Origin of the sequence: Lysinibacillus sp. Y5S-8 (assembly GCF_036894365.1) — a bacterium.
Lineage (GTDB): Bacteria > Bacillota > Bacilli > Bacillales_A > Planococcaceae > Lysinibacillus > Lysinibacillus fusiformis_D.
Genome location: NZ_CP145889.1, coordinates 2,681,583 through 2,694,925, shown reverse-complemented (window position 1 = coordinate 2,694,925; position 13,343 = coordinate 2,681,583). Strand labels below are relative to the sequence as shown.

General features: G+C 38.9%; 13 protein-coding genes. 9 read left to right on the top strand and 4 right to left on the bottom strand.

What is annotated here, in order from left to right:
• Positions 1-142: 142 nt before the first annotated feature.
• The 4 genes from V6670_RS13090 (at position 143) to V6670_RS13075 (ending at position 4,358) form a co-directional block, all read left to right on the top strand.
• A complete protein-coding gene (locus V6670_RS13090; RefSeq protein ID WP_141903792.1) occupies positions 143-817 on the top strand; it encodes a response regulator transcription factor in 675 nt (224 codons plus the stop codon).
• On the top strand, positions 814-2,175 hold the full coding sequence (locus tag V6670_RS13085) for a HAMP domain-containing sensor histidine kinase (protein ID WP_338651368.1): 1,362 nt from the start codon (positions 814-816) through the stop codon (positions 2,173-2,175). The genes V6670_RS13090 and V6670_RS13085 overlap by 4 nt, the downstream gene beginning before the upstream one ends.
• A gap of 167 nt (positions 2,176-2,342) precedes the next feature.
• Complete coding sequence (locus tag V6670_RS13080; RefSeq protein WP_338651367.1) at positions 2,343-3,278, top strand: alpha/beta hydrolase; 936 nt, start codon at positions 2,343-2,345, stop codon at positions 3,276-3,278.
• A gap of 213 nt (positions 3,279-3,491) precedes the next feature.
• Complete coding sequence (locus tag V6670_RS13075) at positions 3,492-4,358, top strand: DMT family transporter (protein WP_338651366.1); 867 nt, start codon at positions 3,492-3,494, stop codon at positions 4,356-4,358.
• Between the two features lie 28 nt (positions 4,359-4,386).
• Here the strand turns inward: V6670_RS13075 and V6670_RS13070 are convergent, their stop codons facing one another.
• Positions 4,387-5,073 carry a winged helix-turn-helix domain-containing protein gene (locus tag V6670_RS13070; RefSeq protein WP_338651365.1) on the bottom strand — a complete coding sequence of 229 codons (687 nt, stop codon included), beginning with the start codon at positions 5,071-5,073 and terminating at the stop codon, positions 4,387-4,389.
• An 87-nt stretch (positions 5,074-5,160) separates the two neighbouring features.
• On the opposite strand from V6670_RS13070, the gene V6670_RS13065 reads away from it, so the two are divergent.
• The 4 genes from V6670_RS13065 (at position 5,161) to V6670_RS13050 (ending at position 7,887) form a co-directional block, all read left to right on the top strand.
• Entirely contained in the window at positions 5,161-5,469 is a 309-nt protein-coding gene (locus tag V6670_RS13065; protein WP_338651364.1) for an antibiotic biosynthesis monooxygenase, read from the top strand.
• Positions 5,470-5,499: 30 nt separating this feature from the next.
• On the top strand, positions 5,500-6,330 hold the full coding sequence (locus tag V6670_RS13060) for a CbrC family protein (RefSeq protein ID WP_338651363.1): 831 nt from the start codon (positions 5,500-5,502) through the stop codon (positions 6,328-6,330).
• A 23-nt stretch (positions 6,331-6,353) separates the two neighbouring features.
• A complete protein-coding gene (locus tag V6670_RS13055; RefSeq protein ID WP_338651362.1) occupies positions 6,354-7,460 on the top strand; it encodes a PA2928 family protein in 1,107 nt (368 codons plus the stop codon).
• A gap of 136 nt (positions 7,461-7,596) precedes the next feature.
• A complete protein-coding gene (locus V6670_RS13050) occupies positions 7,597-7,887 on the top strand; it encodes a hypothetical protein (RefSeq protein WP_338651361.1) in 291 nt (96 codons plus the stop codon).
• A gap of 48 nt (positions 7,888-7,935) precedes the next feature.
• Here the strand turns inward: V6670_RS13050 and V6670_RS13045 are convergent, their stop codons facing one another.
• Genes V6670_RS13045 through fdhF form a run of 3 tightly spaced genes read right to left on the bottom strand, consistent with a single transcriptional unit; the run spans position 7,936 to position 12,415 of the window.
• Positions 7,936-8,982, bottom strand: a complete 1,047-nt coding sequence (locus tag V6670_RS13045; RefSeq protein ID WP_058844572.1) for an Mrp/NBP35 family ATP-binding protein — start codon at positions 8,980-8,982, stop codon at positions 7,936-7,938.
• Positions 8,983-8,994: 12 nt separating this feature from the next.
• A complete protein-coding gene (locus V6670_RS13040) occupies positions 8,995-9,474 on the bottom strand; it encodes a DUF1641 domain-containing protein (RefSeq protein ID WP_058844573.1) in 480 nt (159 codons plus the stop codon).
• 4 nt (positions 9,475-9,478) lie between these two features.
• Positions 9,479-12,415 carry a formate dehydrogenase subunit alpha gene (fdhF, locus tag V6670_RS13035; protein WP_338651360.1) on the bottom strand — a complete coding sequence of 979 codons (2,937 nt, stop codon included), beginning with the start codon at positions 12,413-12,415 and terminating at the stop codon, positions 9,479-9,481.
• 575 nt (positions 12,416-12,990) lie between these two features.
• Between fdhF and V6670_RS13030 the strand changes: the two genes are divergently transcribed.
• Entirely contained in the window at positions 12,991-13,338 is a 348-nt protein-coding gene (locus V6670_RS13030) for a DUF2294 domain-containing protein (protein WP_338651359.1), read from the top strand.
• Positions 13,339-13,343: the final 5 nt, after the last annotated feature.

The following is a 13,343-nucleotide window of genomic DNA, read 5'->3' as shown; positions in this document are numbered from 1 at the left end:
TTTATCGTTTTTTCGTATAGAGGAAGGGGGTTTTTTATTTTTGGGACGTCAGCTATTGATAACAGTGTGTGGTAAAGGAGAAGTGAAGCAGATATATAGTATAATGTATGTGAATAATACATTGGAAAAGGGGAACGAACGTATGCCGACTATACTTGTTGCGGATGATGATGCGAATATTCGTGAACTTGTTTGCCTTTTTCTGCGCAAAGACGGGTTCACAACAATAGAGGCCGAGGATGGCAAAGAAGCTCTAGCCATCTATCACTCAATGCCTGTCGATCTTGTTGTGCTGGATATTATGATGCCGGCGATGGATGGCTGGACGTTATGTAAGGAGCTGCGCAAAGTAAATGCTGAGCTTCCCTTACTGATGCTGACAGCAAGAGGGGAAACATGGGAAAAAGTGAAGGGCTTTGAGCTCGGAACAGATGATTATTTGACAAAGCCTTTTGACCCACTAGAGTTGACGGTACGAGTAAGGGCTCTTCTAAAGCGCTACAGGATTGGCTACTCGCAGATCATTCAACTTGGTCAAATCATGCTGGATCGTCAGACCTATAAAATTAAAAATGGAACAGAGTCTATTTCGCTGCCGCTAAAGGAGTTTGAATTATTATATAAGCTTGCGGAAACACCTGGGCAGGTCTACACACGAGAGCAGCTGATCGATCAAATTTGGGGAATGGACTATGCTGGCGATAATCGAACGATCGATGTACATATTAAGCGTCTGCGCGAGCGCTTCACTGCAACAACTGAATTTCAGATTGAGACAGTACGAGGTCTTGGCTACCGACTTGAGGTTAACGAATGATTCAATCATTATATACGCGTGTCGTTTTAACATTTCTAGTTGCCGTAATTGGTGGCACAACTATATCCTTTTTTATGGCAACATGGGTATTTGAAGATAAATTGAATGAAAACTTACAAATCCCCCTAGTGAATTTTGGTCAGGACATTGTCCATATATTTGAGACATTGCCATTTAATGAAGCAGAACATTTTATTCGTGAAATGCATCAGCTTGAATCCTACTATATCCGCATTTATGAAGAAAAGGGGCAGTTCAAATCCTACGGAGAGCAAAAGGGTGTTCCACTAGCCAATGTAACAATGACACAAGTTCAAAGTGTACTGGATGGGGAAGTCATTCAAGTTAATCCGGGTGGTGTTTCGTCTATTTTTGTAGGAATGCCACTACAAACTGCAATGGGGACTAAGGCGATGTTTATCGAACCCATCTCTCTCCCTTCTACCTCCTTTGCTATAAAATTGATATTGAATTTTGCTACTTATGCTCTTGTTATTGGCAGTGTCGTGTTTATAGTGGCTGCTAGGTTTCTCGTCAAGCCAATAAAAAAATTGACAACAGCAACAAAGCATATTGCAGGTGGAGATTTCAATGTCGAGTTAAATATTAAACAATCAGGGGAGCTAGGTACCTTGGCCAAAAGTTTTGAGGACATGGCGGAGGGGTTACAGCAATTGGAGCAAATGCGGAGAGAGTTTGTATCGAACGTCTCACACGAGGTTCAGTCACCACTTACTTCCATATCAGGCTATGCAGCAGCATTGAAGCAAGTAGATATTACAGACGAGGAGAAAGGTCGCTATCTTGATATTATCATGTCGGAAGCAAAGCGAATGTCTAAGATGAGTGATAGCCTGTTAAAGCTAAGTTTGCTCGAGTCGAAGACACAGCCAATGCAACGTGCGACGTTTAGTCTGGATGAGCAAATTAGACGAGTAATTGTTGCAATTCAGCCGCAATGGTCTGCTCGCAACATCCAGTTTAATCTTCATTTACAGGCTGTTCATATAATGGCTGATTATGACCAATTAAATCAGGTATGGACCAATCTTCTTACTAATAGTATTAAATTTTCCAATGAAGGTAGTATGATTGAGGTCAGTATGAAGCAGGACGCTCATCATGTGATAGTTCGAGTAAGTGATTCGGGCATTGGGATTTCTTTAGAGGATCAGAAGCGTATTTTTGAGCGATTTTTTAAGGCGGATCGTTCACATAGTCGTAAATATGATGGTAGTGGAATGGGTCTCGCAATCGTTAAGCAAATCGTATCATTGCATCAAGGAGACATTCAAGTAGAGAGTAAGCTTGGACAAGGAACAACCATTATTATCCAATTGCCTCTTGTTACACAGTAAATGCGTGAGATAGCGAAATTTTTTTGTTGTTCATATTGCGTTCATATTGCCGTCATAGGGTAGACATCTTCGTCCTTTACACTGGTCAATAACAGCTAAGTAAGCTAGCTGGAATAATTGTTGTAAGGGAGGAAAGCACGAGCAAAGATGAGCCCTCGTGCATAAAAATGAAAAAATTTTTTCGCATCTTACTTAAATCATTAGCTGTTATCGGTTTAACGATAGTGCTGCTACTTGCTATTGTGTTTATTGTAAACATTATCTGCAACAAAATAGAGCAAGGGAAAATAGAACCCTATGGTCAGCTCATTACTGTGAATGAGGGAAAAATGAATGTTACCATCCAAGGGAAGGGGGCAGAAACAATCGTCCTATTACCAGGCTTCGGAACAGCAGCACCAACACTTGATTTTAAGCCACTTATCGAAGAACTGACTCCTCATTACAGAGTCGTTTCAATAGAGCCTTTTGGCTATGGTTTAAGTGATGATACCGATAAAGAACGAAGCACCGACAACATAGTGAGTGAGATTCATGAAGCTTTACAGGCGTTGAAAATTGACCGCTATATGCTCATGGGACACTCTATAGCAGGTATCTATGGACTTGATTATGTCAATAAATATCCGAATGAGGTGACTGCATTTGTCGGAATTGATAGCAGTGTGCCTACTCAAGACGGTATGGATACGAAATTCCCAATCAAGTCGTTACAACTTCTCAAAAAAACCGGGATCGCTAGAGTTCTTATAAAATTTTCAGATGATCCATATGCTGGCCTACCGTATGATGATGATACAAAAGAACAAATACGGATGATTACAAACAAAAACTTTTATAATACGAGCACTTCCAATGAATTAACAAATATAGAAATGAATTTTACAGCAGCCAAAAACGTAACTTTCCCTAAAGATTTACCTCTTTTGTTATTTGTTCAGGCGAAAAGTGAAGGCATTGAAAAAAATTGGATACCATTGCATGAAGAGCAAGTCAAAAATTCAGTTCATGGAAAAGTAATCACATTGGACGGTGACCATTACTTACACCATACAAGATCACAAGAAATTGTTGAAAACCTAAAAGAATTTATGGATAACTGATAGTTATAGCATCTTACCTCTTTGTTGTTAGAGGTAAGATTTTTTATTGAAATTCATGAAAATAAAATACCTCCCCAATGAAGTCGCTTTGGGTAGTAATCTATTTGTCCCATTCTTTTACATGGATGTAATCCATACTTCGATAAGCGTTGAATAGCTTCCTGTTTATAATCAGATAGTAGTGATTAATGAAACAGGTTAGGAGTATCTTGTATGAAAAACTATCAATTTATTGCTTTACTAATAGTAACAACCTTTTTAATGGGTTCATCGTTTGCTATCGTAAAATTAGGATTACCGTATTCATCACCATTATTATTGGCTGCCCTTCGATTTATGCTGGCAGGCATTCTAATGGTCATTGTTGTCATGATTTTCAAAAGACCTCATCCGACCTTAAAGAGAGAATGGCTCAAGCTATGCATCATCGGAGCATTTCAAACGGCTGGTGTAATGGGCTGTATTTTTTTAAGTCTGCGCACCATTACAGCAAGTGAATCATCTATTTTAACATTTACAAACCCTTTACTCGTTGTCATATTTGCCACCATTTTTACCAAAGTACGCTATCGTTTCTATCAGTGGATCGGGGTTGTGCTTGGCTTAATCGGAGTGATCATTACAATGGGGGCACAAGTTGAATTGAAAATAGGTCTTCTATTTGGACTTTTATCCGCTGTATTTTGGGCGATTGCGACACTTTTAGTGAAAACATGGGGAATGTTCTTTGATACATGGGTTTTATCAGCCTATCAAATGCTGTTTGGGGGCTTACTCCTTTTACTAGGAAGTGTTGTGTTAGAGCAACCATACTTTATTGTCAATCCACAGTCATTATTGATTTTGTTATGGCTTAGTATTTTTTCTTCCATCATTCAATTTGCAGGCTGGTACTATCTTCTTCAAAATAGTGATCCAGGAAAAACAAGTGCCTATTTATTTTTAGCACCTTTTTTTGGGGTGCTAACAGGATGGGTAGTATTAGACGAAACGTTACATGAATCGTTAGTGGTTGGTGGATTATTTATCATTAGTGGGATTTATTTAGTAAATCGTACTTTTAGTAGAGTAAAGGGCTAGTGGGGTAATCCAAAAGCCCTCTATTCTTCTAGCTGTCTAAATGAAATACCTCTTTAAAACCTCTTTTACCTTTCTCGGTCACTTTAATGGCGCGAATAGATGGTACACGTGTAAGCCAGCCGAGGTTTAATAATTGGTTTAATAGACCATTGCCTAGTGCACCTGCTAAATGGTAACGCCGTTCACTCCAATCTAAACAAGCAGGTGAAAAGGAGCGTCGTTTTCTTTTTAAAGCAGCTAGATCCACCCCGAATGTAGTAAAAAATAAAGTGCCTTCATCTGTCAGGATAAATTGTTTGTCCTCTAATTTTAGATAGCCTGCATACACCATTGACTCTGTTAATTGGACACCTAATTTACCAGCTAGATGGTCATAGCAAGTTCTAGCATCCTGCAATAATTTCATTTGGCTAGATTGTTTTAAAGAACGTACTTCAGGTGGCGGCGAGATGACGAGAAAAGACTCAAGAAATTGAGCAATGTCTTCACCAGCTAATTGAAAATAACGGTGCCGCCCTTGTTTTTCCACTTTAATCAGCTTTCCTTCTACTAATTTAGCAAGATGAAAGCTAGCAGTTTGTGGTTTAATGGCAGCCATATACGCCAGTTCACTAGCTGTATGAAAACGCCCGTCCATCATGCTAGCAAGAATGGTTGCTCTTGACCTTTCGCCAAGAAGTGCCGCTACCTCCGCCATGTTTGGATTAATTCCCATATGTCACAATCCTTTCAGTTTTCTATATTTTGATTTTAGTTAATTTCATTATCATTTACAATAAAAGTAATAGAGGAGGAGAAATAAATGGAAACCTATTATGCAGTGATTTTTACATCTCAAAGAACTAAACAGGATGGGGAGGGCTATGGCAAAATGGCCGACCTCATCGATGCCCTAGCACAGCAACAGCCTGGTTTTCTGCGTGTTGAAAGTGTCAGGAACGAGGAAGGAAAAGGCATTACGGTGTCCTATTGGGAATCGCTAGAGGCTATTCAAGCATGGAAAGATAATGCCAAACATTTAACCGCACAACAATTGGGACAAGATAAATGGTACTCGAACTATAAGGTGGAAATTTGCCAAATGATAAAAGATTACTCTTTTGTGAAATAAAATGACGAGTGAGAAGGAGGTCTATTTTTTATGACAATTGCTGAGGAATGGCATGAGCTAAGACAAAAATTTCATCCTTCAGATCCGATAACGATTAATCAGATGCATGTTTTCAAAGAGCGATTAAAGCAGGAGCAGCAAACGGAAGAAACGTTAAGGCTACTAGTAGAAGTCTATTGCTTACTTAGGATGTACCTAGAGGCTTATCAGCTTTTTACGACCATTATGAATAAAGCTGATAAAAAAGATCGAAAAAAATATGGTGTTCTGCAAACCTACATAAATCAACCGAATTTGGTGAATGCTTTGCTACCACGAAAAATAAGGGACCAACAGCCAACTCAAACAATCATTCCAACCTTTAAATATGTTCCTAAACCGCTAGAGGCGAAAATTTTTGAAACAGGTGAAATCGTTGTCTGTGATTGCTGTCAACAGCAAGTGGATGTCTATTACACAGGAGGTATTTACGCTATTGAGGATGTAGATTATCTTTGTCCTTCTTGCATCCACAGTGGAAAGGCTGCCCAAAAATATGATGGCTCTTTCCAGCAAGATTTAATGGATGATGAACAGGTTACTAACTCGGCCTTTGTACAAGAAATTCTCTATCGAACGCCCGGCTACGTAAGCTGGCAGGGCAATAATTGGGTAGCTCATTGTTCGGACTATTGTGCGTTTATCGGCTACGTTGGCTGGAGTGATATAGTGGAGCTAGGTATCGAGGATCAATTTGATAATTATACAGGCTTTCCGAAAGATGAACTTTCAGCATCGTTAACGAACAATGGTCATCATCAAGGCTATTTATTTCAGTGCTTGGAATGTGACTGTTATGTGCTATATTCAGATTTTAGTTAATCGCTGTTAGAGGAGGTAGAGAGGTGGAACAATTTCTTCAACGATATACGTATTCATGGCGTTTGAATGGCTGGCTGATGCACGATATTTTTTTATGTATCGTGTTGGGATTAGGATTTTTACTGTTATTGTTTATCGTTATTAGACGTAAAAGCCTTGTTATTTCTAGCATTTTACTAGTTTTATTTATAGTGGTTAGCAATCTAGTCATGATTGTTTTTGGCTTAGCGGGGAGAAGCTTTCCTATAAAATCTGATTCTCCCATTTATACAGATGATTCACAACACATCGCTGTCCAAATGGTGCAGGGCTCTGAAAATAATGGAACATCGAATGGCATTACGCATTTGATTGCTCACTATCTCATTGTGGCTGTGAATTTAGAGACAGGTGAAAAGCAATGGACAAAATCAGCTTCCCATAAAGATACATTGATCGGGAATTTTATGGGTGGTCTTCTTGTTCATCATCGTGATGATGAGTTTGGTCAATTGTCATTGTTAGATATAGCAACAGGAAAGGAAATACTTTCTGAGCAAGAATTTCGTCAGCAATATCAGCCATTAATAGATAAATTAAGTAATGGTGCACATCAGATGGTTATTTTACAAAATAATTTATATTTGGAGGGTGTCGATGGCAAATTCTATCACTTTGACGGTGAAACTTTAAGTGAGAACCCAAAAGCTCAAGATTTCCTAGCAGCTTGTTTCTTCATTGAGACAGGGTTGCCTGGATATTTTGCCACACACCCACAGTCTGTAGAGGACTATCAGGTAATTCAAGATTTTAGTCAGGATGTTCTAACAGAGCCAGCCATTCAAGCCTACCAAAATTTAGAACCTAAAGTGATTGATGTGGATATCGCAAAAAAAACAGCTCTCGTGTCTTATCGTCAAACACAGCGGGAAAGTGCTGACCATATGGTTTTGTTTTATGATATGAACAATCATCAAGTATTGTGGGAAGAAAATATAGGTGTTATCAATCCTGAGCAACAACAACCTGGTATACGTACATTAGAGGAGACCTATGTTATTCAAGCAGGTGACAGATTATTAGTATTGGATAAAGAAACGAAAAAGAGGAATGTTCAATATCATCTGCGGTGGAATCGACCTATTGATTAGTGGCGAATGCCAATGTTTATCCTTTTGACAACAAGTTAAAACCATCTATTTGAAAAAACTGTTCATTTTTCGATTCTGTAAAAAAGGAGTATAATTTAATAGGAAGAAACTCTATGTAAAAGGATGACGTACAAACATGAATGAGCAATTAGTGGATTGGATTATACGCTTTCAAAGGGATAAAGATATTGAAGCACTCGCCCATTTAAAAGACTATTGTTATGAGATGATTGAGCCTTTGATTGAGGAATTTACTACGAAATATGGTGAAGCGGCAGGAGAGCTCCTGCGTTTAAAGTGGGATAAACGGTTTTATTTTATTTTTACGAAATACCAGGTCAATGTTGGACTACCTTTAGATACCTTCGTTCAAAATACATACCGTTTTTATTTCATGCAAGTGTTAAAAAAGGCAGGCTATTTGTGACAGAAAAATCCCTTGATTTGTGTAAAAGCAAATCAAGGGATTTTTGTTTTATTGGTAAAGCAAATCTTCTGCTAGGTTAGTAAATATCTCACCGATAATCGTTTCTTCCTCATATACTGATGAGCCTGTATTTTCTTCAGGCTGAGCGAAAGGAACATGGGCGATTACTTGTGTTTGCAGTAAATCTGCTAACTGATCGGCTCCACCTTGTCCAAACAGATAGTTTTTTTGACCATCTGCTCCTTCAAAATAAGCCATGTTTTCAACAACACCAAGAATAGTATGTTTCGTATGTTGAGCCATCAAGCCTGCACGGGATGCGACGTGAGAAGCAGCAAGATGTGGTGTTGTTACAATGATTTCCTGTGCCTGAGGAATCATGGCTGCCATATCAATGGCCACATCGCCTGTCCCTGGTGGTAAATCTATCAGGAGATAGTCCAAATCTCCCCATAATGTGTTGACAAGGAAATTGCGAATCCATTTGTTGAGCATGGGGCCACGCCACATAACAGGCTGGTTGTCATTGGTGAAAAAGCCCATCGACATTAATTTAACCCCATGACTTTCTACTGGAATAGCTGTTTGATCAAGCATGGTAGGTTTTTGGTCAATGTTCATCATAGCAGGAATACTAAAGCCATAGATATCCGCATCAAGTATTCCTACACGTTTGCCAAGACGGGCAAGGGCGACTGCTAAATTAATGGTCACAGTCGATTTCCCAACACCGCCTTTACCACTTGTGATGGCAATGAATTGCACACCAGAATTAAGTAGCAGCATGTTCGGCATTCCTTGCTCTGTCACATTTTTCGCTTGTAGAGACGCAGTTAATGTACGACGTTCCTGATCTGTCATAGCCCCAAAGGTAATGGCAACACTGGAGGCACCAATCGCTTGTAATGCCTTTTCCACATCATGCTGGATTTTAGCTTTTAAAGGACAACCTGGAATGGTTAAAATAATATCCAGCGATAGATGGGTGCCGTTTATTTGAATATTACGCACCATATTCAATTTGACGATACTCTGATGAAGCTCTGGATCTTCTACTTGTTGTAATGCGTTGATAACATCTTCTTTTACTAACATGTCGGAACCACCTTATTCTTTTAAGCCTTTGCCAAGTCCCTTTAAGAAATGGACTCCAAAATTGAGCGCACGATTGACATCTGGATCATTTAACATTTTCATGAGCTTAAAGGCACTTACTTTTTCATTGGATTCAAGTGCTTTGCTCGCTTCATCTACACCTGAATTTAAGCCATCAATTAGCTTAGTTGTTGTTTCTGGATTTAGCTCCGTCAATGCTCCTGCAACGCCCATTAAATTATTAATGATATTGGTTACAGGCTTACGAGTTAATTGTCCAAGTGCAATATGGGCCACATCCTCTTTCGCTTCTAGTAGCTTCATAGCTGCTTCTAGTGCACCTATATCATTCAATTCAGCCATAATACTAAACACTTGATTAACGGCTTCTTCATTATCAGAAAGCAGTTCTTTTAGATTGTCTAATTTTTGTTCCTTTAGTTGTTCTTCCGTCAATTGTTGTTTTTTAATGCTTGTAATGGGTACAGCCATGCTCTCACTCTCTTTCGTTAATAGTTGTTAAGTGAACGTAGCCAGGACGATTCCATTTCCGATGAACCTCAACACCATTTTGAGGATGACGCTTTTTATAGCGTGGGTTCGTACGAGGAAGTGGTGATTTTCCTTTTGCTTTTAGCACTTCAACTCGTACTTTTGTTTGTTTATAAGCTGGTGTTGATGTATTCACATCTGCTGCAGGGCCCGTTAAGAAGTTGATAGCTGAATCTTTATTAACGGAGTTCATCGGTAAAAATAATTCGTTTCCTTGCACGCGATCTGTGACAAGAGCATTTAGCTTTAATGCACCATAAGGAGATACTAAACGAAGTAAGGCTCCATCTGCAATACCTCGTTCCTTCGCCAGTTCCGGTGATACTTCAACGAAAATATCAGGTACTTTCGATTGAATACCTTTCGATTTATTTGTTAGATTTCCTTCATGGAAGTGTTCAAGCATACGACCATTATTAATAAGACAATCGTACTGTGCCTCATATTCCACAGGTTGCACCCAATCATTTAAAGCAAAACGAGCTTTTTTATCAGGGAAATTGAAACCATCTTCATATAGTAAAGGTGTATCTTTACCATCATGGCTACCCCAGCAGAAGCTACCCCAGCCCTCTAAGACATCATAGTTGGCATGTGAGAATAGAGGGGACAAGCTAGCCATTTCATCAAAAATATCACTTGGGTGATTATAATGCCAATCGGCACCTAAACGACGTGCAACTGCTTGAAGAATTTCCCAGTCTGCCTTTGACTCACCAAGTGTCGGTAAAACTTGATACAGGCGCTGAACACGACGTTCTGTATTCGTGAATGTACCTTCTTTTTCAAGGGAAGGCGCAGCAGGTAAAATAACATCTGCATATTGTGCTGTACGTGATAGGAAACAATCTTGGACAACAAAAAAGTCTAGTTGGGAAAGAACTTCATCTACATGGTTGGCATTACAGTCAACAAGCGCCATATCTTCGCCCACTAAATACATGGCTTTCATTTTACCTTCCATAATCGCATCTAACATTTGCATGTTCGTTCTACCTGGTTGTGGTTGAATGTTAACACCATAGGCTTTTTCGAATTTTGCACGTGCCTCATCATCTATCACTTTTTGATAGCCTGGCAAGAGATTTGGTAATGTCCCCATGTCACATGCACCTTGAACATTGTTATGTCCACGAAGAGGATAGGCCCCAGCACCTGGACGACGATAGTTCCCCGTTGCTAAAAGTAAATTTGAAATCGCAGCGGATGTATAAGAGCCACCTGTATTTTGTGTTACACCCATACCCCAAAGCACACATGTACCATCTGCATCGCGAATCATTTCAGCCACTTCGATCAATGTTTCTTTACTAATACCCGTCATTTCTTGCGCATAATCAAGTGTATATGTTCCAAGTACTTGTTTAAAATCATCAAAATGTAGGACGTTTTCTTGAATAAAGGCTTCATCGTGCCATCCTTGATCGATAATATATTTGGTAACGGCCATTAACCAAACTTGGTCAGTCCCTTGCTTCGGACGCATAAAAATGTCTGAGCGCTCGGCCATTTCATGTTTACGAATATCAGCAACAATTAATTTCTGACCATGTAATTTATGCGCACGTTTCACACGCGTCGCTAAAACAGGGTGTCCTTCAGCTGGGTTAGCCCCAACAATGATGACAAGACCAGCCTTGGCAATATCTTTGATCGTACCCGCGTCACCACCTAAACCTACTGTACGTAATAAACCGTCAGTAGCAGGGGATTGACAATAACGGGAACAATTATCGACGTCGTTTGTTTCAAACAATTGACGTGCCATTTTTTGAATCAAATAATTTTCTTCGTTTGTAATTTTAGAAGAGGAGATAAAGCCGACCGAACCAGAACCAAATTGCTGCTGAATACCACCAAGCTTTGTGGCAATTAAATCGAGTGCCTCATCCCATGATGATTCAACAAATTCATTATTTTTACGAATAAGCGGTTTAGTAATTCGTTCCTCAGAATTAACGAAGTCCCAACCAAATTTCCCTTTGACACAAGTAGAAATTGCGTTAACGGGACCTTCGGAAGGTTGTACTTTTAAAATTTTACGGTCTTTTGTCCAAACTTCGAATGAACAACCTACACCACAGAAAGTACATACTGTTTTTGTTTTTCGAGTACGTTTACTACGCATAGCTGCTTCCACTTCGGAAACGGCAAAAATACCGCTATAGCCCGGTTCAACTTCCTTAATTAAACTGATCATCGGATCTAACATATCCTGTTTCAGACCAGTCATAAATCCAGCCTCTCCAAGCATGGATTTTTCCATTAAGGCATTACATGGACAAACGGTTACACATTGACCGCAACTTACACAGGAAGAATCATTAATTGCAACGCCAGTATCCCATATGACGCGTGGTCTTTCGGCTTCCCAATCGAGGGATAATGTTTCATTCACCTGTAAATTTTGACAAACCTCTACACACTGACCACAAGCGATACATTGGTTAGGGTCATATCGATAAAACGGGTGTGACATGTCCACTTCATGAGGTTCCACTTTCGGTTGGTAAGGATATTTTTGATGCTCGATTTCCATCATTTCGGCCGTGTTGTGTAATGCACAATTTCCATTGTTATTATCACAAACTGTACAGTACAGTAAATGATTTTCGAGTAGACGATCCATCGCTTCTGTTTGTGCTGCTTTTGCTTTGTCAGAAGTTAATAAAACATTCATGCCGTCTACTGCCTTTGTGGAGCAGGAACGAACTAATTGACCGTTCACCTCCACGATACATGTATCACATGTTTCGATTGGATCAACAGCAGGCACATGACAGATCTGCGGATGCGGAATGTCATGTTGATTAATGGTATCAAGTATTGTAGCTCCTTCTTTTACATCATACGATACGCCATTAATATTAATTTGAGTCAAGATAACTTCCTCCTTTTGCACTTTGAGACTAATCGGACAACATGTTGCAGCTTAAGACAAAAAGGGAATAACAAATCGAGTTGGTTATTTTTGAAAAGATTGTCTTGTTATCATTGTAATTCCCAATTGTTCTTGAAGCTACCTCAAAATAGGCAAATTGCTAGATCATAACAAGTTATCCATGTCTCGGTTTTTAAAAAAATAAAAAATCCACCATGAAATAACATGTCCAAGACATGCTAATGATTCATGGTGGATAAAATTCTTAGCAGGCCTTGCTAAAAACTCAATCTACTTTTATTTTTTAATAACAATAGAATTCAAATATTAAAAACAATATGCAACATCGTGACATAGGGATCAAAATAAATCAATTCCATTTGTGATATGAATATTATAGCTCTTTCCTTCAAAATGAACAATATTTATCATAAAATTTATTAAATGAGAATTATTATCAAAAAGTATTTTCTCTTTTATTTTTTTAAAAGTTGCTATATCATTAACAAACTGTAAGGGTGACCCTCATAACCATTTACCTAAAAAAGTTTAATTACGATGGGAGAATCGTTGCTATGTCTAAAAAAATACACGAATTTAATGACATGATTCGAAAGTTACGCAAGGAAGTATTTGGTAAAGGACCTGAACGTATCCATACCGTTTTTGTCGAGAATATGGCTGTATCTACTTTATACGGTAATATCACACCGACAGAAAAATTTATTGCCGGTACACCAGAAGGGTTAAAAATGGTGCATGCTGCAAGGACGAGTATGATTCAGGATTTATATACGCAATCACCACCAGAGGGTATGGAAGAATTGATGGGCAGCAAACTACTCCACCTATTTTCAGATATTAAAATTGAAGAGGATTTTGCGATTTCCGTCTTTGTTTTTGAAAAGAATATCAGTGAATAAAGGGG

Excerpts from the sequence above, each read along its gene's own strand:
- V6670_RS13070 (WP_338651365.1), bottom strand. The coding sequence starts at position 5,073 with ATGGGAATTAATCCAAACATGGCGGAGGTAGCGGCACTTCTTGGCGAA.
- V6670_RS13030 (WP_338651359.1), top strand. The coding sequence starts at position 12,991 with ATGTCTAAAAAAATACACGAATTTAATGACATGATTCGAAAGTTACGC.
- V6670_RS13065 (WP_338651364.1), top strand. The coding sequence starts at position 5,161 with ATGGAAACCTATTATGCAGTGATTTTTACATCTCAAAGAACTAAACAG.
- V6670_RS13080 (WP_338651367.1), top strand. The coding sequence starts at position 2,343 with ATGAAAAAATTTTTTCGCATCTTACTTAAATCATTAGCTGTTATCGGT.
- V6670_RS13040 (WP_058844573.1), bottom strand. The coding sequence starts at position 9,474 with ATGGCTGTACCCATTACAAGCATTAAAAAACAACAATTGACGGAAGAA.
- V6670_RS13045 (WP_058844572.1), bottom strand. The coding sequence starts at position 8,982 with ATGTTAGTAAAAGAAGATGTTATCAACGCATTACAACAAGTAGAAGAT.
- V6670_RS13085 (WP_338651368.1), top strand. The coding sequence starts at position 814 with ATGATTCAATCATTATATACGCGTGTCGTTTTAACATTTCTAGTTGCC.
- V6670_RS13090 (WP_141903792.1), top strand. The coding sequence starts at position 143 with ATGCCGACTATACTTGTTGCGGATGATGATGCGAATATTCGTGAACTT.
- V6670_RS13050 (WP_338651361.1), top strand. The coding sequence starts at position 7,597 with ATGAATGAGCAATTAGTGGATTGGATTATACGCTTTCAAAGGGATAAA.
- V6670_RS13060 (WP_338651363.1), top strand. The coding sequence starts at position 5,500 with ATGACAATTGCTGAGGAATGGCATGAGCTAAGACAAAAATTTCATCCT.
- V6670_RS13075 (WP_338651366.1), top strand. The coding sequence starts at position 3,492 with ATGAAAAACTATCAATTTATTGCTTTACTAATAGTAACAACCTTTTTA.